14 protein-coding genes are annotated in these 20,926 nt (G+C 66.9%); 4 read left to right on the forward strand and 10 right to left on the reverse strand.

The window, feature by feature from the left end; all coding sequences use genetic code 11:
- Positions 1-168 precede the first annotated feature (168 nt).
- Genes IB227_RS17930 through IB227_RS17940 form a run of 3 tightly spaced genes read right to left on the reverse strand, consistent with a single transcriptional unit; the run spans position 169 to position 5,204 of the window.
- Entirely contained in the window at positions 169-3,333 is a 3,165-nt protein-coding gene (locus IB227_RS17930) for an efflux RND transporter permease subunit (protein ID WP_132864273.1), read from the reverse strand.
- A 12-nt stretch (positions 3,334-3,345) separates the two neighbouring features.
- A complete protein-coding gene (locus tag IB227_RS17935; protein ID WP_132864272.1) occupies positions 3,346-4,536 on the reverse strand; it encodes an efflux RND transporter periplasmic adaptor subunit in 1,191 nt (396 codons plus the stop codon).
- The gene (locus tag IB227_RS17940) at positions 4,533-5,204 is read right to left on the reverse strand and encodes a TetR/AcrR family transcriptional regulator (RefSeq protein ID WP_132864271.1); all 672 of its coding nucleotides are present in this window, start codon (positions 5,202-5,204) and stop codon (positions 4,533-4,535) included. The genes IB227_RS17935 and IB227_RS17940 overlap by 4 nt, the downstream gene beginning before the upstream one ends.
- Positions 5,205-5,442: 238 nt before the next feature.
- Here IB227_RS17940 and IB227_RS17945 point away from each other — a divergent pair, with 238 nt between their 5' ends.
- The 4 genes from IB227_RS17945 (at position 5,443) to IB227_RS17960 (ending at position 14,261) form a co-directional block, all read left to right on the forward strand.
- Positions 5,443-10,422: an NAD-glutamate dehydrogenase domain-containing protein gene (locus tag IB227_RS17945; protein ID WP_192288512.1), complete on the forward strand. Its 4,980-nt coding sequence runs from the start codon at positions 5,443-5,445 to the stop codon at positions 10,420-10,422.
- 270 nt (positions 10,423-10,692) lie between these two features.
- Positions 10,693-11,457: an NAD kinase gene (locus tag IB227_RS17950; protein ID WP_132864269.1), complete on the forward strand. Its 765-nt coding sequence runs from the start codon at positions 10,693-10,695 to the stop codon at positions 11,455-11,457.
- Between the two features lie 78 nt (positions 11,458-11,535).
- The gene (locus IB227_RS17955; protein ID WP_192288513.1) at positions 11,536-12,480 is read left to right on the forward strand and encodes a 5'-nucleotidase; all 945 of its coding nucleotides are present in this window, start codon (positions 11,536-11,538) and stop codon (positions 12,478-12,480) included.
- Between the two features lie 407 nt (positions 12,481-12,887).
- Positions 12,888-14,261 (forward strand): NAD(P)/FAD-dependent oxidoreductase, encoded by a 1,374-nt coding sequence (locus tag IB227_RS17960; RefSeq protein ID WP_192288514.1) that lies wholly within the window; start codon positions 12,888-12,890, stop codon positions 14,259-14,261.
- A 121-nt stretch (positions 14,262-14,382) separates the two neighbouring features.
- Here the strand turns inward: IB227_RS17960 and IB227_RS17965 are convergent, their stop codons facing one another.
- The 7 genes from IB227_RS17965 to IB227_RS17995 are packed head-to-tail and all read right to left on the reverse strand — an operon-like array spanning position 14,383 to position 20,862.
- Positions 14,383-14,931: a DUF2939 domain-containing protein gene (locus IB227_RS17965; RefSeq protein WP_192288515.1), complete on the reverse strand. Its 549-nt coding sequence runs from the start codon at positions 14,929-14,931 to the stop codon at positions 14,383-14,385.
- 16 nt (positions 14,932-14,947) lie between these two features.
- Positions 14,948-15,451: an SRPBCC domain-containing protein gene (locus tag IB227_RS17970; RefSeq protein ID WP_192288516.1), complete on the reverse strand. Its 504-nt coding sequence runs from the start codon at positions 15,449-15,451 to the stop codon at positions 14,948-14,950.
- Between the two features lie 38 nt (positions 15,452-15,489).
- Positions 15,490-16,176, reverse strand: coding sequence for a DUF2461 domain-containing protein (locus IB227_RS17975; protein ID WP_192288517.1), 687 nt, complete (start codon positions 16,174-16,176; stop codon positions 15,490-15,492).
- On the reverse strand, positions 16,173-17,615 hold the full coding sequence (gene sbcB / locus IB227_RS17980) for an exodeoxyribonuclease I (RefSeq protein WP_192288518.1): 1,443 nt from the start codon (positions 17,613-17,615) through the stop codon (positions 16,173-16,175). Before sbcB ends, IB227_RS17975 begins: the two co-directional genes overlap by 4 nt.
- Complete coding sequence (locus IB227_RS17985; RefSeq protein WP_192288519.1) at positions 17,615-18,985, reverse strand: NAD(P)/FAD-dependent oxidoreductase; 1,371 nt, start codon at positions 18,983-18,985, stop codon at positions 17,615-17,617. Before IB227_RS17985 ends, sbcB begins: the two co-directional genes overlap by 1 nt.
- Positions 18,986-19,004: 19 nt before the next feature.
- Positions 19,005-20,279 (reverse strand): kynureninase, encoded by a 1,275-nt coding sequence (kynU, locus tag IB227_RS17990; RefSeq protein ID WP_192288520.1) that lies wholly within the window; start codon positions 20,277-20,279, stop codon positions 19,005-19,007.
- 55 nt (positions 20,280-20,334) lie between these two features.
- Positions 20,335-20,862 carry a 3-hydroxyanthranilate 3,4-dioxygenase gene (locus IB227_RS17995; protein ID WP_192288521.1) on the reverse strand — a complete coding sequence of 176 codons (528 nt, stop codon included), beginning with the start codon at positions 20,860-20,862 and terminating at the stop codon, positions 20,335-20,337.
- Positions 20,863-20,926 lie beyond the last annotated feature (64 nt).

The raw sequence follows: 20,926 nt of genomic DNA on the forward strand, positions 1-20,926 counted from the left end.
ACCTTGGTCGCGAAGCTGATCTAGGCGGAAACTGCGGAAGTCGTCTGCAATTGCAATCAATGCCGCCGTTCTTCATCGACGGCTTCGCGACCGAGGTCGCTCCTACAGCGTGCCCAAAAAAAGCCCCGGCATTGCCGGGGCTTTTTGTTTGCCGGTACAGCGGGAGGATCAGCGATCCACCTGCGCCGTGCGTACCTTGTGCTGCTCCAGGTACTCCTTCGACGGTTCGTCGAGCTTGTCGCCGAGCACGCGGCGTACGCACACGAAGAACAGCGGGATCAGCAACACGCCGATGAGGGTGGCGAACAGCATGCCACCGATCACGCCGGTACCCAGCGAGTGACGGGCGTTGGCGCCGGCACCGGTGGAGATCGCCATCGGCAGGACGCCCAGGATGAAGGCGAAGGAGGTCATCAGGATCGGGCGGAAGCGCAGGTGCGCCGCTTCGATCGTGGCCTCGCGCAGGGTCTTGCCCATGGCGCGCTGCTCGACCGCGAATTCCACGATCAGGATCGCGTTCTTCGCCGCCAGGCCGATCACCGTCACCATGCCGATCTTGAAGTACAGGTCGTTCGGCAGGCCGCGCATCAACGAGAACACCACCGCACCGAGGATGCCGATCGGCACCACCAGCAGCACCGCGACCGGGATCGACCAGCTTTCATACAGCGCGGCCAGGCACAGGAATACCACCACGATGGACAGCACCATCAGCAGGGTGGCCGCGTTGCCCGCCAGGATTTCCTGGTAGGACATGCCGCTCCAGTCGAAGCCGAAGCCGGCCGGCAGGTCGTCCTGCACCAGCCGTTCCATCGTCGCCATGGCCTGGCCCGAACTGCCGCCCGGTGCCGGCGAGCCGACGATGTTGACCGCCGAATAGCCGTTGTAGCGGTTCAGCGCGGGCGGGGCGTAGATCCACTCGGACTTGACCACCGCACTGAGCGGGATCATCGACGACTGCCCGTCGGCGTCCTTGCTCAGCGAGCTGGGCACGTAGTAGCTGCGCAGCGATTCCGGGCCGGTGCGGTAGGCCGCGTCGGCCTGCATGTTCACGCGCTTGATGCGGCCGGCGTAGAAGAAGTCGTTGACGTACACCGGCGCCAGCATCATCTGGATGGCGGTGTAGACGTCGTTGACCTTCACGCCCATGGTCTGCGCCTGCACGCGGTCCACGTGCAGCTGCAGCTGCGGCGAGTTCTCCAGCGTGTTGGGACGCACCGCGGTCAGCGACTTGTCCTGTGACGCGGCGCCGAGCAGGGTGTTGCGCGCATCCATCAGCGCATCCTGGCCGGCCCCGGCACGGTCCTGCAGCCACATGTCGAAACCACCGAACTGGCCCAGGCCCTGCACGGTCGGCAGGTTGACGAAGAAGATCTGCGCGTCCTTGATGCCATACGCCTTCTGGTTCATCTTCTGGATGAACTCCGGCGCGGTCTCCTTGCGGGCGTCCCAGTCCTTCAGGCGGACGAAGGCCATGCCCACGTTCTCACCGGAGCCGATGAAGCTGAAACCGGTGATCTGCATCAGGCCTTCGAAGGCTTCTTCCTTCTCCAGCGTGCCAAGCAGCTGGTCGAACACGGCGCTGGTGCGGCTCTTGGTGGCGCCCGGCGGCAGCTGCACGATGGCCAGTGCGTAGCCCTGGTCTTCCTCGGGCAGGAAGCTGCCCGGCAGGCGGGTGAACAGGAAGCCGCACAGCACCAGCAGCAGCGCGAACACCATCAGCCAGCGTGGGCTGTGCTTGATGACGCCGCCGACCGTGCCGACGTAGCTCTTCTCCAGCTTGCCGTAGTACTTGTTGAAGGTGCGGTAGACCCAGTTCGGGTTGTCGTTGTGGGTCGGCTTGAGGAAGGCCGCGCACAATGCCGGGGTGAAGGTCAGCGCCAGCAGCGCCGAGAATGCCATCGACATGGCGATGGTCAGGGCGAACTGCTTGTAGATCTCGCCGGAGGCGCCCGGCTGCAGGGCGCTGGGGATGAACACCGCGGCCAGCACGACGGTGATGGCCACCACCGCGCCGGTGATCTGGCCCATCGCCTTCTGCGTGGCCGGCTTGGGGTCGAGCTTTTCCTCGCTCATGATGCGCTCGACGTTCTCGATCACCACGATCGCGTCGTCGACCACGATGCCGATCGCCAGCACCATCGCGAACAGGGTCAGCTGGTTGATCGTGAAGCCGATCGCCAGCATGCCCATGAACGTGCCGAGCAGCGCCACCGGGATGACCAGGGTGGGGATGATCGTGGCGCGGAAGTTCTGCAGGAAGATCAGCATCACCAGGAAGACCAGCACGATGGCTTCGATCAACGTGTGGATCACTTCCTTGATGGAGATGTTGACGAAGGTGGTGCTGTCATACGGGGTGAACCAGCTCACGCCCGGCGGGAAGCTCGGGGCCAGCTCGTCCATCTTGGAGCGCACCGCCTTGGACACGTCCAGGGCGTTGGCGCCGGGCAGCAGCTGGATGGCGAACACGGCCACCGGCTTGCCGTTGTAACGGGTGTCGAAGCCGTAGTTGCTCGCGCCGAAGGCGACGCGGGCGACGTCCTTCAGGCGCACCACGCTGCCGTCCGCGTTGGCGCGCAGGATGACGTTCTCGAAGTCTTCCGGGGTGCTGAAGCGGCCTTCGGCGACCACCGTGGCGGTGAAGGCCTGGTCGGACGGGGTCGGGTCGCCGCCCACCGAGCCGGCGGCGAACTGCAGGTTCTGGGTGCCGATGGCGTTGTACACGTCGCTGGCGGCCAGGTGGTAACCCTGCAGCTTTTCCGGGTTCAGCCACACGCGCATGGCGTACTCGGAGCCGAACTGCTGGGTACTGCCAACGCCCGGCACGCGCGATACCTGTTCCAGCACGCGTGCACCGACGATGTCGTTCAGGGCATCGCGGTCCACGCTGCCGTCATCGGAGCGCACGCCGATGGCCATCAGGAAGCCGGCGTTGGCCTTGGCCACCACCACGCCCTGCTGGGTCACTTCCGAGGGCAGGCGCGGGGTCGCCAGCGACACTTTGTTCTGCACCTGCACCTGGGCGATGTCCGGGTCGGTGCCGCTGTCGAAGGTCAGCGTAATGGTGGCGCGGCCGTTGGACGAGGACGACGAGCTGAAGTACATCAGGTTGTCGATGCCGGTCAGCTGCTGCTCGATCACCTGGGTGACCGATTTTTCCGTGGTCGACGCGCTGGCGCCCGGGTAGTTGGCGGTGACGGTGACCTGTGGCGGGGCCACGCTGGGATAGGACTCGATGCCCAGGTTGAGGATCGAGATCACGCCACCCAGCGAGATCAGGATCGCCACCACCCAGGCAAAGACCGGATGTTCGATGAAAAATTTAGGCATGACGGAGTTCCGTTAGTCCTTCTTCGCCGGTGCCGGTGCCGGCGCCTGTGCGGGGGCACCCGGCTGGGCGGCGGCCTGCGGCTGCCACGGCTTGGTCGTGGCCGGGGCACCTTCCTTGACCTTCTGCAGGCCCGAGACGATGACCTTGTCGCCGCCGGCCAGGCCGGAGGAGACCAGCCAGCTGCCCGACTGCTGGCCATCGAGCACCACGTCCTTGCGCACGACCTTGCCATCGGCGCCGACGACCATCACGTAGCCGCCGCGGGTGTCGCGCTGCACCGCCTGCTGCGGCAGCAGGAAGGCGTTGTTGCGCGCGCCCAGGTTGGCCTTGAAGCTGACGAACGAGCCCGGCAGCAGGATGCGGTCCGGGTTCGGCAGCACCGCGCGCAGCGACACCGCGCCGGTGGCCGGGTCGACCGTCGGCGAGGAGAAGTCCAGCGTGCCTTCGTGGGCGTAGGCGCTGCCGTCGGGCAGGTTGACCTGCACGGTGGTCTTGCCGTCGCCGGCCAGTGCCAGCGCGCCCTTGTCCTGGGCGGCACGCAGGGCGCTCAGCTCATCGGCCGTCATCGAGAAGTTCACGTACAGCGGGTCGATCTGGTCGACCGTGGTCAGCAGGGTCACATCGCCCTGGCCCACCAGCGCGCCTTCGGTCACCTGCGCCTTGCCGGCCAGGCCGGTGATCGGCGAGGTGACGCGGGCATAGCCCAGGTTGATGCGGGCATTGGCCACCGCGGCCTCGGCCTGCTGCACGGCGGCGGCGGCACTGCGCTCGGCGGCCACGGCGTTGTCCAGGTCCGACTGCGACACATACTTCTGTGGTGCCAGCGAGCGGGCGCGGGTGGCGGTGGCGCGGGCGTTGGCCAGGGTGGCCCGGGCCGAGGCAAGGGCGCCTTCGGCCTCGTTGAGGGCGGCACGCAGCTGGGCCGGGTCGATCAGGAACAGCTCCTGGCCTTCCTTGACGTTGCTGCCTTCCTCATAGACGCGCTTCTGCAGCACGCCGGCCACGCGCGCGCGCACGTCGGCCGAACGGTACGGGGACAGGCGGCCCACCAGCTCGCGCTGCAGCGGCAGGGTTTGCGGCTTGGCCTCGACCACGCCGACTTCCGGAGGCGGGGGAGCGGCCTGCTCCTGCGGCTTTTTGCAGGCCGCCAGCGAAATTGTCGCGGCGCAGGTAAGGGCGAGGAGACGGAGCGGGGCAGTCATCGGGGGAAAACTCCGGGGGTTCTTGATTTGTTGACGGAACCAGGAATGCCAGTCGGCGGTACCGGAAAGGCGCGCAGGAAGGCATCGATGGCGAATTCGGCCCAACGGCGGCGCTTTTCCGGCGTATCGCGATGGGGGGCGTGAAAGCGTTGGCGTTCGAAGTCCTGACCGGCAAGCATGCTGATCAGCAGTTCGGCCATGAACTGCGGATCGTCATGGATCAGGCGGCCTCTCGCCATCTCGGTTCGTAACCATTCAGTTATCTGACTGCGCACCGCGTCCGCGCTGAGGTTGTACAGGGTACGCGCCTCCTCGTGAAACTGGTTTGCACTGATGGCCAGCAATTGCGCGGTCTGGCGGATGCGGGGCTGGTTGCGGTGTTCCAGGTAGTGGATGGCGAATTCCACCAGGATCTGCCGCAGCGGCCGGCTGTCGCCCTTGATCAGCTGCGCGGTGGTGGTGGCCACGTGCTGCTGCATCACCAGCCGCAGCAGGTTGGTCTTGGAGCCGTAGCGGCTGTACAGGGTCTGCTTGGAACAGCCGACATGGGCGGCCACCGCATCCATGCTCAATTGCATGCCGTGGGTGGCCAGCAACTCGCCCACGGCAGCGAACACGGGTTGGTCCCGTGCCTGGGTGCGCGGCGGAGAGGAGGGCGGGGTGTTCACTTTCTGGACTATACCGTCCAGTACACAATTAGTACAGCGGCGCGAAACCCGACGGAATCGGCATGGCCAAAAATTGGTTGGGAAAGGCTTCAGGATGAAGAATATCCCTTGAAAACAGCGGTTTCGTTACATCTTCATTGCAAACTTGGCGCCGTGATTGCGGCCATGCAGCACAGCTATTTTTGTTGCCGGGGATACAATCGCCGCACCTTCAACGAGCCCTACCCGAAGCTCCGACATGAAATCGCAAAAGCCTGCTGCAAAGTCCGTCAAACCGAAGAGCACGCCCCTGGCCAAGCACGTCCCCGCCGACGCTGCGCTGTCGCTGGAGCCGGTCTTCGCTGCCCTGCGCAAGCGCTATCCCGCCGCGGCGCAGGCCCAGGCGGTCGCATTCGCCTCGGCCTTCTACAAGCGCATGGAAGGGGACGAGTTCAAGCTGCACTCGGCCGATGACTGGGCCGTGCTGGCCGCCGGCATGCTGGAGTTCGCACGTACCCGCAAGGCGGGCAAGGCCAACGTCCGCGTGTTCAACCCGACCCTGAAGGCCGATGGCTGGGAGTCGGCGCACACCGTGCTGCAGATCGTCAACGACGACATGCCGTTCCTGGTCGACACCGTGACCCTGGCGCTGGCCGAGCAGGGCGTCGGCGTGCACGTGCTGGGCCACCCGGTGATCGCCATTTCCCGCGACAAGGCCGGCAAGCTGGCCGGCGTGGGTGAGGGCGCGCTGGAATCGGTGATGCTGCTGGAAATCGACCGCCAGCCGGCGGCCGAGCTGGACGCAGTGGCCAAGCGCGTGTCCGAAGCGCTGGACGACGTGCGTGCCATCGTCAAGGACTGGGAGCCGATGAAGGCCAAGGCACAGGCGCTGGCCGATGACCTGGGCAAGCGTGCGCTGCCGGTCAGCAAGGCCTCGCGCGTGGAGGCGCAGGAGTTCCTGCGCTGGGCTGCGGACAACCATTTCACCTTCTTCGGCTACCGCGAGTACAAGGTCGAGAAGCAGGGCAAGGAAGAAGTGCTGGTCGCCCAGAACGGCACCGGCCTGGGCCTGATGCGCGGCAAGGACACCTCGGTGGCGCGCCCGGTCAAGGGCTTGGCCGCGCAGGGCCTGAACACCAGCGGTGGCCTGGACGATGCGCTGATCCTGACCAAGACCAATGCCCGCTCGCGCATCCACCGCGGCGGCTACATGGACTACATCGGCGTGCTGGAGTTCGACGCCAAGGGCAAGATCATCGGCGAGCAGCGCTTCCTGGGCCTGTTCACCTCCAGCGCCTACAACCGTCGCCCGTGGGAAATCCCGCTGGTGCGCCAGCGCTATGAAGGCGTGATGCAGCGCTCGGGCCTGAGCCTGTCCAGCCACAGCGGCAAGGCACTGCGCCACATCCTGGAGTCGCTGCCGCGCGAAGAGCTGTTCCAGTCCAGCCAGGACGAGCTGTTCCGCACCGCCATCGGCGTGCTGGGCCTGCAGGAGCGCGTGCGCAGCCGCCTGTTCCTGCGCCGCGACAAGTTCAGCCGTTTCATTTCCGCGCTGGTGTTCCTGCCGCGCGAACGCTTCAACACCGACGTGCGCCTGCGCATCGAGAGCCTGCTCAAGGATGCGCTGCAGGGCGAGCACGTGGACTCCAGCGTGGTGCTGGGCGACTCGCCGCTGGCCCAGGTGCACCTGATCGTGCGCCCGAAGGCCGGCCAGAGCCTGGAGCTGGATACCGAAGGCCTGGAAAAGCGCCTGGCCCACGTGCTGCGCAACTGGCAGGACGACCTGCGTGAAGCGCTGGTCGCAAGCCACGGTGAAACCGAAGGCCTGCGCATCGCCGCCCGCATCGGCAAGGCACTGCCGGCCGGCTACATCGAGGACTCCAGCGCCGAGATCGCCGCGGCCGACGTGGCCCAGCTGGACGCGCTGACCGGTCCGGAAGACCTGCGCCTGAGCCTGCAGTCGATCCGCCGCGACGACGTCGATGGCCTTCGCCTGAAGCTGTACCGCCAGCTCGACGACATCCCGCTGTCGGACGTGCTGCCGATGATGGAGAACATGGGCCTGCGCGTGGTCGCCGAGCGCCCGTACCGGCTGATGGTCGATGACGCGCCGGTCTACGTGCAGGACTTCGAGGTCGAATCGACCGTGCCGGGCATCGATGCGGCCGCGGCCAATGCCGGTTTCAGCGATGCCTTCGCCCGCGTGTGGCGCGGCGACGCCGAGAACGACGGCTTCAACCGCCTGGTGCTGGCCGCCGGCCTGGACTGGCGCCAGGTCTCGATGCTGCGTGGCTACTGCAAGTACCTGCTGCAGATCGGCGTACCGTTCTCGCAGTCCTACGTGGAAGGCACCTTCAGCCGCTACCCGCTGCTGGCCCGCCTGATCGTGGAGCTGTTTGAAGCCCGCTTCGACCCGACCCCGGCCGTGGACGCCGCCGCGCTGGACGCCCAGCTGGCCCAGTTCAAGGCGCTGGCCGGTGGCGACGCGGCCACCCTCAAGCTGCTCGACGGCGTGGTCAAGGCGCGCAAGGGCAGCCGCGATGCACGCATGGCGCTGGTCCACGAGGTGCTGGTCAAGCTGCTCGACGGCGTCTCCAGCCTGGACGAGGACCGCATCCTGCGCAGCTTCATCGGCGTGATCGAAGCCACCCTGCGCACCAGCTACTACATGCCGCGCAAGGACGGCCTGCGTGCCGATGGCGGCCCGGCCGACTACATCAGCTTCAAGTTCGATGCCGCCAAGGTGCCGGACCTGCCCAAGCCGCGCCCGTACCGCGAGATCTTCGTGTGCGGCCCGCGCGTGGAAGGTACCCACCTGCGCTTCGGCCCGGTGGCCCGTGGCGGCCTGCGCTGGTCCGACCGCCGCGAGGACTTCCGCACCGAGGTGCTGGGCCTGGTCAAGGCACAGATGGTGAAGAACACCGTGATCGTGCCGGTCGGCTCGAAGGGTGGCTTCTTCGCCAAGCAGCTGCCCGACCCGTCGGTGGACCGCGATGCGTGGTTCGCCGAGGGCGTGGCCTGCTACAAGCGCTTCATCAACGGCCTGCTGGACATCACCGACAACATCGTCAACAACAAGATCGTGCCGCCGGTGGGCGTGGTGCGCCATGACCTGGACGATCCGTACCTGGTGGTGGCCGCCGACAAGGGCACCGCGACCTTCTCCGACACCGCCAACGGCATCGCCCGCGCGCACGGCTTCTGGCTGGACGACGCGTTCGCTTCCGGTGGTTCGGTCGGCTACGACCACAAGGGCATGGGCATCACCGCGCGCGGCGCGTGGGAGTCGGTCAAGCGCCACTTCCGTGCACTGGGCCGCGACTGCCAGAAGCAGGACTTCACCGTGGTCGGTATCGGCGACATGTCCGGCGACGTGTTCGGCAACGGCATGCTGCTGTCCGAGCACATCTGCCTGGTCTGCGCGTTCGACCACCGCCACATCTTCCTGGACCCGAATCCGGTGGCGGCGAGCTCGTTCAAGGAACGTGCGCGCATGTTCACCGTGCCGCGCTCGAGCTGGGCGGACTACGACAGCAAGCTGATCAGCAAGGGCGGCGGCATCTACCCGCGTTCGCTCAAGTCCATCGAGATCACCCCGCAGGTGCGCGAGGCCCTGGGCATCGACGCCAGCATCAAGGCGATGACCCCGACCGACCTGATCAACGCCGCGCTGAAGGCGCCGGTGGACCTGCTGTGGAACGGCGGCATCGGCACCTACGTTAAGTCCTCCACCGAGACCAACGCCGACGTGGGCGACCGCGCCAACAACGCGCTGCGCGTCAACGGTGGCGAGCTGCGTTGCAAGGTGGTGGGCGAGGGCGGCAACCTGGGCATGACCCAGCTGGGCCGCATCGAGGCCGCGCAGGTGGGCGTGCTGCTCAACACCGACTTCATCGACAACTCGGCCGGTGTGGATACCTCCGACCATGAAGTCAACATCAAGATCCTGCTCAACGACGTGGTGCGCGCCAAGAAGCTCACCGTCGACCAGCGCAACAAGCTGCTGGCGTCGATGACCGACGAGGTCGCCGAGCTGGTGCTGATGGACAACTACCGCCAGAACCAGGCGCTGAGCCTGATGGAGCGCATGAGCGCGACTCGCCTGGGGTCGAAGCAGCACTTCATCCGCACGCTGGAACAGCAGGGCCTGCTGGATCGCCAGATCGAGTTCCTGCCGTCCGACGCCGAGCTGTCGGCACGCAAGCTGCGTGGCCTGGGCCTGACCCGCCCGGAACTGGCGGTGCTGCTGTCGTACTCCAAGATCGTCGCCTTCCAGCAGCTGCTGGAATCGGACATCCCGGAGGACCCGTACCTGTCCAAGGAGCTGCTGCGTTACTTCCCGCAGCCGCTGCAGAAGAAGTACGCCGATGCGATGGACCGCCACCGCCTGAAGCGCGAGATCATCGCCACGGCGGTGACCAACCAGACCATCAACCGCATGGGCGCCACCTTCCTGATGCGCATGCAGGAGGACACCGGCCGTACCGTGGCCGAGGTCGCCAAGGCCTACACCATCAGCCGCGAGACGCTGGATGCCCGTGCGCTGTGGACGCAGATCGACGCACTCGACGGCACCCTGCCGGAGGCCGTGCAGGTCGATGCGCTGGAGGTGATCTGGAAGCTGCAGCGTTCGTTCGTGCGTTGGCTGCTGAACCGTCCGGGTGCGATGCCGGGCATCACCGCCGCGGTTGATCGCTACCAGGGGCCGTTCAACGACATCCGCGTCGCCTCGGGCGTGCTGCCGGATTCGCAGCGCCCGGCCTACGAGGCCAGCGTCAAGCAGTGGAAGGAGAAGGGCCTGCCGGCGGCACTGGCACAGCAGCTGTCCGAACTGCACTTCCTGGAGCCGGCGTTCGACATCATCGAGCTGGCGCGTACCCGCAAGCTCAAGCCGGTGGACGTGTCCAAGGTCCACTTCCGCCTGGGCGAAGCCCTGCAGATGCCGTGGCTGTTCGAGCAGATCGACGCGCTGGAGGTCAATGGTCGTTGGCATGCGGTGGCCCGTGGCGTGCTGCGCGACGAACTGGCCGCGCACCAGCGCAACCTGACCGGCCAAGTGCTGTCGATGAAGGGCGCCTCGGCCGAGGCCAAGGTGGCGGCCTGGTTGAACCGGGACGACAGCAGCCTGCGCTTCACGCTGTCGATGCTGGCCGAGTTGGCCGAGCAGAAGACGCTGGACTACCCGACCGTGTCGGTGGCGGTGCAGCGCCTGGGCCAGTTGGCCGCGCACGGCGTCTGAAGCTGACGGTTTGAAGGCCGGGCCTGCGCGAGCGGGCCCGGCCTTTTTTGTTTCCGGTGTTTTTGTCTTTCCCTCACCCCAACCCCTCTCCCGCGGGCGGGAGAGGGGCTTGAAGCAGTCTTGGCGGACTGGAGTCCCTCTCCCGCCCGCGGGAGAGGGGTTGGGGTGAGGGCAAGAGGCGGTAACAGGAAACCCCACGCACGAAAGCAATGCTGTCGCTTCAGCCGCAGCGGGTTATCCTCGCCCCCAGAGCCGAACCCGAAGACGCCCGTGTCCCCCCGAATTGCTTTCCTGGCCAGTTCCGTCGACGCCGCGCAGCAGGCCCGCGCCACGCTGGCGGCCCGCTATGGTGACCATGATCCGGAAAATGCCGACGTGATCTGCCCGTTGGGCGGCGACGGCTTCATGCTCCAGACCCTGCACCGGCACGGCAACAAGGGCAAGCCGGTGTTCGGGATGAAGCTCGGCACGGTGGGTTTCCTGATGAACCACCACCGCGACGAAGACCTGGTCGAACGCCTGGCCCAGGCCGAGCCGGCGCACCTGCGCCCGCTGGAGATGATCGCGCTGACCGAATCCGGTACCAGCACCGGCTCGTTGGCCTACAACGATGTCTCGATGCTGCGACAGACCCGCCAGGCCGCGCATATCGGCATCGACCTCAATGGCCAGCAGCGGGTGGAAGAGCTGATCTGCGACGGTGTGCTGGTCTCCACGCCGGCCGGCAGCACCGCCTACAACTATTCCGCGCATGGTCCGATCCTGCCGCTGGGCTCCAACACCATCGCTTTGACTCCGCTGGCCCCCTACCGGCCGCGCCGCTGGCGCGGGGCGATCCTCAAGGCCGACACCGAGGTGCGCTTCCGGGTGCTGGACCCCTACAAGCGCCCGGTCAGCGTCACCGCCGATTCGCACGAAACCCGCGACGTGGTGGAAGTCACCATCCGCGAATCGCGCGAGCGCCAGGTCACCTTGCTGTTCGATCCCGAGCACAACCTCGAAGAGCGCATCCTCAGCGAGCAGTTCATGTTCTGATTGGGCGGCGTGACCGCCGTTGCACGGGGTTCCGGGTAGACTGGGTCCCGCTCCTCGATATCACTGGGTTCCTCGTTCATGGGTGACAACACTCCCCGGCTCCTCACCGTCGCGGTGACTTCGCGCGCCTTGTTCGACCTCGAGGAAGGGCATGCGTTGTTCGAACGCGAAGGGGTGGAGGCCTACGCGGCCTACCAGCGCGAGCACGAGGACGACATCCTCAAGCCGGGCGTGGCTTTCCCGGTGGTACGCAAGCTGCTGGCCCTCAACGACGGTGCACCGGAAGACACCCCGCGGGTGGAGGTGATCCTGTTGTCGCGCAACTCCGCCGACACCGGCCTGCGCATCTTCAACTCGATCCAGCATTACGGGCTGGACATCGTGCGCGCCACCTTCACCGCCGGCGAGCCCACCTGGCCGTACGTGAAGCCGTTCGGCACCGATCTGTTCCTGTCGGCCAACCCCGAATCGGTGCGGCGTGCATTGGTGCATGGCATCGCCGCGGCGACGATCCTGCCGCAGAGCGCCGCCGACGTGCTCGCCGCCACCGCCGCGGCAACCGATACCGGGCGTCCGAGCACCCAACTGCGCATCGCCTTCGATGGTGACGCGGTGATCTTCAGCGACGAGAGCGAACGCATCTCGCGCGAACAGGGCGTCGAGGCATTTGGCCGGCACGAACGCGAACGCGCGCACGAGCCGCTCAGTGGCGGCCCGTTCCGCAACTTCCTTTCCGCCCTGCATGCGCTGCAGGCGGCCTTCCCGGCCGGCGAGGCGGCGCCGATCCGTACCGCGCTGGTCACCGCGCGCTCGGCGCCGGCGCATGAGCGCGTGATCCGCACCCTGCGCGAATGGGGGGTGCGCCTGGATGAAGCCCTGTTCCTGGGCGGCCGCCACAAGGGGCCATTCCTGGAAGCCTTTGGCGCGGACATCTTCTTCGACGATTCGCAGCACAACATCGACAGCGCACGCCAGCATGTGACCGCCGGCCATGTGCCGCATGGCGTCGCCAACCCCGATTGATCCGCGGCAGGAGCAACTTCGGTCGCGAGGCCAACACTCCTCGCCAAGCATCGCTCGGCGCGGCCATTGTCGGTTTGCAACCCGCCATGCAACGCATGTTAGGATGAAACCGCTTTCGCGGGCCTCGTCTTGACCCAGCGACAATCCTGTCGCGTCCTTTTCCATCTGCACGCAAGCGGCAGATCACCCGCCCGCACAGCACCCACCCGGTGATGAAGGGGCGGGGCCTGTTCCCCGACCGGTGGCTTGAATTCGCCAATCCCTCGTCGTGCTGCCTTGCGTGGCGGCCGGGTGTTTCGCGCGCGGCGCGGGACCGGACGCATTGTCTCTCCCGCCCGTGCATAACGCGCCCTTGCGCAGTGTTGTCGTGCCTGCACGGCAGCAGCTACACAGGAGAAACAACCCGAATGACCATGCGTATCGCCATTCTTGGTGCCGGCCCGAGCGGCCTTGCACAACTGCGTGCATTTGAATCCGCCCGCCGCGCGGGTGCACAGGTACCGGAGATCGTCTGCTTCGAGAAGCAGTCCGATCTGGGGGGAATGTGGAACTACACATGGCGCACCGGGCTGGATGCCTATGGCGAACCTGTACACGGCAGCATGTACCGCTACCTCTGGTCGAACGGCCCGAAGGAAGCGCTGGAATTCGCCGATTACAGCTTCGAAGAGCATTTTGGCCGCCCGATCGCCTCCTACCCGCCGCGCGCCGTGCTGCGCGACTACATCATGGGCCGCATCGAGAAGAGCGGCGTGCGCGACCAGATCCGCTTCAACATGGCAGTGCAATGGGTGGACTATTCCGAGCAGACCCAGCGCTTCACCGTGACCGTGCGTGACCTGAAGAAGGACGAGCTGGCAAGCGAGGAGTTTGATCGCGTCATCGTCGCCACCGGCCATTTCTCCACGCCGAACGCGCCGTTCTTCGAAGGGCTGGAGCGCTTCCCGGGACGCGTGCTGCATGCGCATGACTTTCGCGATGCCTGCGAGTTCACCGGCAAGGACCTGTTGCTGGTCGGCAGCAGCTACTCGGCCGAGGACATCGGTACCCAATGCCACAAGTACGGTGCCAGGTCGGTGACCTACAGCTATCGCAGCGCGTCGATGGGCTATGACTGGCCGGGGGCATTCGACGAGCGGCCGCTGCTGCTGCGCGTGGAAGGCACCACCGCGCATTTCGCCGATGGCAGCAGCAAGGACGTGGACGCCATCGTGCTGTGCACCGGCTACCAGCATCACTTCCCGTTCCTGCCGGATGCGCTGACCCTGCGCACCCGCAACCGGCTGTACCCGCCGGACCTGTACAAGGGCGTGTTCTGGATCGACAACCCGAACCTGATCTACCTGGGCATGCAGGACCAGTACTACACGTTCAACATGTTCGATGCGCAGGCCTGGTACGCGCGCGACGTGATCCTCGGGCGGATCGCCTTGCCGGAGGGGGCGCGGATGCGGGCCGACAGCCAGGACTGGGTGGCCCGTGAGGAGGCCACCACCTCGGTCGAGCAGGACATCGATTTCCAGACCGCCTATGTGCGCGACCTGCTGGATGCGACCGACTATCCCGACTTCAACGTCGAAGCGGTTGCCGATCTGTTCAAGCAGTGGAAGCACGACAAGAAGGACGACATCCTCGGCTACCGCAACTGCAGCTATCGCTCGGTGCTGACCGGTACCCTCGCGCCGCCACACCACACGCCGTGGATGGAGGCGATGGATGATTCGCTGGAGGCGTTCCTGGCCGACAGCGTGGTCGAGGAACCGCAACGGCGTATCGCCTGAGCGGGGAGGGCGCCGACAACCGGCGCCCTGATAGTGCCGGGCCATGCCCGGCACGGAATACCCGCAACGCTGCGTGGCTGCGCGCGGCGTTGCAGGGGGCGTTTCGCGCGTGGACGCGCGGCTACGGCGTCTGCAGCGGCAACTGGATGTTGGTCAGCCGCCAGCGCAGCCCTTGCCGGCTCAGCACGAACACCACTTCGCGGCCATCCTCCAGGCGGGTGGTGGCGGTGAAGCGCGACAACGATTCGTAGTGGCCCTGGGTGTTGGCCAGGGGCTTGGCCGGCGCGGGCGGGCCCCAGGTATCGCCATTGGCCGTGTTGCCGATGGCACGCTTCCACAGGCTGTCGCCCTGCAGCAGGGCGGCCACGCCGATGGGGGTCACCATCGTGTCGACGCCGGCGCCGGTCACGTTGCTGGCTACGCCCAGCAGCACCGCGCCGAAAAGATTGGACTGCGCGTCGGGACCGGCCTTGCGCACCATGTAGTCGCTGAGCTGGGCCTTGAGGTTGACCCGCAACGCCGGGAAGTCGACGTGACGTTGCAGGCGGCCGGTGTCGCGCTCCTCGATGGCACGGCTGATGCCGTGGATGGCGAGGTAAGGGCCGCCAATGACATAGCCGGCCAGTGCCAGGGCGACCAGGATGACCGCCGGAAGGATCCATTTCTTCATCGTCTGCTCCTGCGGCTCACTGCCGTCCGCCGGCCTGGGACTCGGCCCAACGACGCAGCATCACCAGGGTTTCGGCCCACGCCTGGCTGCAGAAGCCGAAGTACTCGCTGTCGGGGTCCCAGCCCAGGTGCTGGAACTCCACCACGGTCATCGGCTCGCCTTCGTGCGGCAGGCCGCGCCACGCGCCGGGGCTGGCCCGGCGCGAGAGGTCGAAGCGGATTTCGGTCCCGGCCCAGGACGAGGCCGGGCTGAGCGCCGGGTGATGGCTGATGACCTCCAGCCGCACGCGTTGGCCGGGTACGGCCTCCAGCAGCTTCATCGCCACCACGCCATGCGCGCCACCGGGGTTGTGGCTGATGACCGGCTCGCCATCGATGACATTGTGCTGGTGGGGGATCCACCAGCGGCTCAGGCCCTCGGCTGAGGCCAGGGCTTCATAGACGGTGGCCAGGGGAGCGTCGATCCAGAGCTGGTGGTGGATGCTGGCCATGGCGGTGGGGTCCGGGAGGGTTGCAGGCAAGGTTGCCGCAAATCCGTGTTGGCTGCGTGAACCCCGGCTCAGAACTCCAGGTCCAGTGCCGCGCACAGGTAGTCGACGAACGGTGCCAGGGCGGCCAGGTCCTTGGCCAGTGTCTGGCGCAGGCGCGGCCCGGTCATGGTGTCGTCGTCGATGGCGCGCCACAGTACCCAGTTGCGATGCTTGAGGTCGTCGATGAACTCGAAATCGGCGGGGAACCCGCGCGGCGGGCGCACCAGTTTCTCGCTGGTCTCGAAGTCGTAGCGCTTGCGCACCGCCGGCGCGTGCGCGGCGGCCTTCCAGCTGCCCGGGTTGTCGAAGATGAACTGACGCAGCTTGCGCTGGGTGTCCGGTTCCGGATGCCAGATGCCGGCACCGATGAAGTTCTCGCCCGGTGCCAGGTGGATGTAGTACGACGGCGCGGGGACTTCCTTGCGGCGTTCGTGGAACAGCCGTGCGCCCTGCCAGGTCTTGTATGGCGTCTTGTCGTTGGAGAAGCGCGAGTCGCGGTAGATGCGGAACAGCGAACCACCGACGGTGCGCGGGTCGGCACGGAAGTGCGCGCTGACCTCGGTCAGGTCTGGTTGCAGGTCGGTGATCAGGCGCAGGAACGGCTGCCGTACATGGTCTTCGTACTGCTGCTTGTGCTCGGCAAACCAGACCTTGTCGTTGTGCCGGGCCAGGCCGCGCAGGAATTTGTAGCTGGCGTCGCTGAAGTACTGGGTCATAGCGTGGTCTGCAGGTCGTTGCCCCACTGGTCCAGCGCGTCGAGCAGGGCCAGGGGAGCCGGGTTGTCCTGGTGTTCGGAACGGAGTGCGGTGATCTGCGCGAAATACGCCGGCAAGGTCTGTTCGGACAGGCCGGGCACGTCGAGCAGTCGCTGGCGACGATACGCATCCCAGCGTGAGCGCGCGGTCGCATCCAGCGATTGCGGGTGGTTACGGGCGCGGTAGCGGAACAGCAGCTCCGGCAGGCGCGGGTCACGGAAGCGTTGTTCCAGCGCCTGGAGTGCCTCCGGTGGGGCGGTGCGGACCTTGCTCAGCAGGCCCTTGTCGCCTTCGGCCAGGAAGCCGTCATACAGCGAGGCGTCGGCGTCGACCGGGCCTTCCTGGCCGCGTTCGCGGGCGAACACCTGACGGGCCTTCTCGGCCAGTGCCGGGCCGATAGCGCGCAGCCTTTCGGCCTTGGCTTCGACCTCGGCCGGGTCGATGGCCAGCCGCTGGAAGTCGGGCGCGCGCAGGTGGTTCCAGGCCACCAGCGCCGGCACCTTGTTGAGGTGGACCTCTTTCAGCGGTACGCGCTGCTGGCCTTCGGGCAGGTCGGCGGCGCGGGTGTACAGGCGCTGGGTGATCTCCTCCACCGACAGGTCCATCAGCGCGTCGACGTCGCCTTCCAGATCGAACACGATCACCCGGTTGTTGATATGCGGATGGTGGGCCAGCGGCAGTACCGGGGCCGCGCACAGCCGGCTGGCCGGGTAGCGCATGGAGATGTGCAGTACCGGCTGCATCGCCACCACGTCGAGCAGGCTGGCGACGAAGCGCTTGTCGCGCAGGCGCAGCGCGTACTCCCACATGCGCGGCTGGGCCTGCTGGAAGCGGCGTGCCATGCCGATGGTGGCGTACACGTCGGACAGCGCTTCGTGGGCGTCGCCCTCACGCACGTCGTTGGCCAACGCGAGGTGTTCCAGCTTGAACGAGGTGGCGCCGTCCTCGCGGGTGGGCCAGTGGATGCCCTCCGGGCGCAGCGCGTGGACCAGGCGCAGCATGTCGAGCAGGTCCCAGCGCGAGTTGCCGCTGCGCCACTCGCGTTCGTACGGATCATGGAAGTTGCGGAACAGCCCGTAACGGACGAATTCATCGTCGAAGCGCAGCGTGTTGTAACCCAGCGTGCAGGTCTTCGGGCGTGCCATCAGCTCCTGGATGCGGGCGAACGCCTCCGCTTCGCTGACGCCTTCGGCCAGCGCCTGCTGCGGGGTGATGCCGGTGATCAGCGTGGCGATGGGCGAGGGCAGCAGGTCATCGGCCGGCTTGACGTAGAAGCTGACCGGCTCGTCGATCACGCGCAGTTGCGGGTCGGTACGGACCGCGGCGAACTGCGCGATGCGGGTGCGGCGTGGGTCCTGGCCGAAGGTCTCCAGGTCGTAGAACAGGAAGCTGTCGGCCATCAGTGCGCGCCCTCCAGTACCGGCAACTGCGCGTGCACGACCTGCTCCAGCGCGGCCCAGTCGATGTGCGCCAGCGTGTCATGGCCGGCGGTGGCATCGGCCAGGATGCGCTGCTGGATGCGGGTGCGTTCCAGCGCGAGCGCATAGGGCGTGTGCAGGAAGGTGACCATCGTGTAGTGCGGGACAAAGCGGGTCGGCCAGCGCGCCTGCAGGGCCTGTTCCAGCTCGCGCTGCAGCAGGAAGGCCGGGTCGGCCACGCGGTCGCGCATCTCCAGGTAGTTGTCCAGCGCCATCTGCTGGATGGCCGCGGCATTGGGCTTGCGCTCGGCCTCGAACGCAGCGAAGGCGTCTTCGGTGGTCGCGCATTCGGCCAACGTGCGGGCCAGCACCACGCAGTCCTCGAACGCGCAGTTCATGCCCTGGCCGTGGAACGGCACCATCGCATGCGCGGCATCACCGATCAGCACGGCCTTGCCACCCTGGTGCCAGCGGTCCAGGTACAGCGTGCCGAGCAGGCCCGGCGGGTGTTGTTCCCAGTCCTGGCGCAGGTTGGGGATCAGCGCCAGCGCATCCGGGAAATCGCGCTGGAACAGGGCCTCGGCTTCGGCACCGCTGCGCACCGTGGCGAAGCTCGGCTCCCCGGCGTTGGGCAGGAACAGGGTGACGGTGAAGGTGCCCTCGTCGTTGGGCAGGGCGATGCACATGTACCGGCCACGTGGCCAGATGTGCAGGGCATTGCCCTCGATCAGGAAGCGGCCGTCCGGACCGGGCGGGATCTCCAGTTCCTTGTACGAGTGGTCGAGGAAATCGATGCGCTCGCCCAGCGGTGACTTGCGGTTCATCGCCGCGCGCAGCGCCGAGCCGGCGCCGTCGGCGCCGATCAGCGGTGTGTCGAAGTGGATGTCATGCGGCGAGTCATCGCGGTCATCGATGAAGCGGGCGTAGCCGGCATCGAAATCCACCGTGTGCAGGCGCCGGTGGAAATGCACCTGCGCACCGGCCTGCTCGGCCAGCTGCAGCAAGGTGACATTGAGGTCCTTGCGGTGCACCGACCAGATCACCTCGCTGTCGTCGCGCCCATACCGCTGCAGTTCCTCGCCGCCGCCACGCGGATGCACCATGCGTCCGCGCATCATCACCGTGCGCGCCATCACGGCGTCTTCCACGCCGGCCTGGCGCAGTGCGTTGCGGCCGCGCTCGGCCAGGGCCAGGTTGATCGAGCGGCCGGACTCGTAGTCGGCCACGCGCGGATCGCCGCGACGTTCGTAGATGGTGATGCGCCAGCCCTGGCGCGCCAGCAGGATGGCGAGCAACGAGCCGGCCAGGCCGGCGCCGATCAGGGTAAGGCTGCGGGGAGCGGTCGTGGTCAAATGCAGGGGTTCCGTAGGCTCAGACACCGGCCCAGGCTTCCACTTCGTCGATGAAGCGGTAGACATCGCGGTAACGGTTGTACATCGGCGTGGGCGAGATGCGGATCACGTCCGGTTCGCGCCAGTCGCCCAGCACGCCCACCGATTGCAGGTATTCGAACAGCGAGCGGCCCTGGCTGCGGCCGCCGTTCACGCGCAGCGACAACTGGCAGCCGCGGCGTTCGATGTCGCTCGGGGTGATGACCTGCAGCACTTCGCCCAGGCGCGCGCGGACCATCGTTTCCAGGTAGCCGGTCAGCCGCTCGGACTTGGCCCGCAGCGCCGGCATGCCGGCTTCGTCGAACAAGGCCAGCGAGGCCCGCAGCGGGGCCAGGCCGAGTACCGGCGGGTTGCTCAGCTGCCAGCCTTCGGCGCCGACTTCCGGCACGAACTGCGGCGCCATCTGGAAGCGGGTGGCCTGCTCGTGGCCCCACCAGCCGGCAAAGCGCGGCAGCGTGGTGTCGTTGGCATGGCGCTCGTGCACGAAGCAACCGGCGACCGCGCCGGGGCCGGCATTGAGGTACTTGTAGTGGCACCACACCGCGAAGTCGGGGGCGATGTCGTGCAACGCCAGCGGCACATTGCCGACCGAATGGGCCAGGTCGAAGCCGATGTTGGCGCCGTGTGCACGCGCCAGCCGGGTGATCGCGTCCAGGTCGAACACCTGGCCGGTGCGGTACTGCACGCCTGGCCACAGCACCAGCGCCACGCGCTTGCCGTTGTCGGCGATGGCGCGCTCGATCGCGGCCATCGAAATGGTGCCGTTGGGCTCGTCCGGCTGGACCTCGATCAGGTCGGTGTCCGGGTTGAAGCCGTGGAAGCGGATCTGCGCCTCGACCGCATGGCGGTCGGTCGGGAATGCGCCGGCCTCCATCACGATGGCCGGACGCTCGGCGGTCGGGCGGTAGAAGCTGACCATCATCAGGTGCAGGTTCACGCTCAGCGTGTTCATCGCCACCACTTCGCCGGGCAGCGCGCCGACCACGCGGGCCAGCGAATCGCGCACCAGCCGGTGGTAGCTCATCCAGTGCGTGGGACCGGTGAAATGGCCCTCCACGGCAATGCTCGCCCACAGGTCCATGACTTCCTGCACCATCGCCTTGGCACCCTTGGGCTGCAGGCCCAGCGAGTTGCCGACGAAGTAGATCTGGTCCTCGGCGTCGTGCTGCGGGATCAGGAACTGGTTGCGCAGGTGGCGCAGCGGATCGGCAGCATCCAGTGCGGTGGCGTGGGCCGGGGACAGGGTTTCGTTCATCGGTGTGCGGGCGTCGAGAAAGAACCCGCAGTGTACCCCGGCGCCGCGCCCCGGCTCAGGCCTCCGGGGTGGCCGGCTGGGGCAGCGGATGGAGCGTGCCGCATTGCGTGCAGGTCCGGTGCTGCAGCGAGGAATGGAAGCGATCGAAGACCTTGGGCAGGTCGGTCTCGATGTTCTTCAACGGGAAGAACTCCTCGTAGATCTTGTGGTTGCAGTTTGGGCAGAACCACATGAATCCATCCAGTTCATGTTCCAGCCGCTTGCGCTCGACCACCAGCCCGACCGAGCCGGGCATGCGCTGCGGCGAATGCGGCACGCGCGGCGGCAGCAGGAAGATCTCGCCGGCCCGGATCGGGATGTCGCGCACCGTGCCGTCTTCCTGCACGCGCAGCACCATCTCGCCTTCCAGCTGGTAGAACCACTCCGGGCCTTCGTCCCAGTGGTAGTCGCTGCGGCTGTTGGGGCCGCCGACCACCATCACGATGAAGTCGCCGTTCTCGATCATCTTGTTGCCGACCGGCGGCTTGAGCAGATGGCGGTGTTCCTCGATCCAGCCAGGCAGGTTGATGGGGGAAGCAAGCATGCGGATGTCCCGGCGGAAGGTTTGCCTTCTCCCATCGACGGGAGAAGGTGCCCCGAAGGGGCGG

The sequence above is a fragment of the Stenotrophomonas sp. STM01 genome (assembly GCF_014852135.1).
GTDB lineage: Bacteria > Pseudomonadota > Gammaproteobacteria > Xanthomonadales > Xanthomonadaceae > Stenotrophomonas > Stenotrophomonas capsici.

Coding starts and splice junctions, on each gene's coding strand:
- sbcB (WP_192288518.1), bottom strand. CDS start 17,615: ATGGCCGACAGCTTCCTGTTCTACGACCTGGAGACCTTCGGCCAGGAC.
- IB227_RS17945 (WP_192288512.1), top strand. CDS start 5,443: ATGAAATCGCAAAAGCCTGCTGCAAAGTCCGTCAAACCGAAGAGCACG.
- IB227_RS17975 (WP_192288517.1), bottom strand. CDS start 16,176: ATGACCCAGTACTTCAGCGACGCCAGCTACAAATTCCTGCGCGGCCTG.
- IB227_RS17965 (WP_192288515.1), bottom strand. CDS start 14,931: ATGAAGAAATGGATCCTTCCGGCGGTCATCCTGGTCGCCCTGGCACTG.
- IB227_RS17930 (WP_132864273.1), bottom strand. CDS start 3,333: ATGCCTAAATTTTTCATCGAACATCCGGTCTTTGCCTGGGTGGTGGCG.
- kynU (WP_192288520.1), bottom strand. CDS start 20,279: ATGAACGAAACCCTGTCCCCGGCCCACGCCACCGCACTGGATGCTGCC.
- IB227_RS17960 (WP_192288514.1), top strand. CDS start 12,888: ATGACCATGCGTATCGCCATTCTTGGTGCCGGCCCGAGCGGCCTTGCA.
- IB227_RS17935 (WP_132864272.1), bottom strand. CDS start 4,536: ATGACTGCCCCGCTCCGTCTCCTCGCCCTTACCTGCGCCGCGACAATT.
- IB227_RS17995 (WP_192288521.1), bottom strand. CDS start 20,862: ATGCTTGCTTCCCCCATCAACCTGCCTGGCTGGATCGAGGAACACCGC.
- IB227_RS17955 (WP_192288513.1), top strand. CDS start 11,536: ATGGGTGACAACACTCCCCGGCTCCTCACCGTCGCGGTGACTTCGCGC.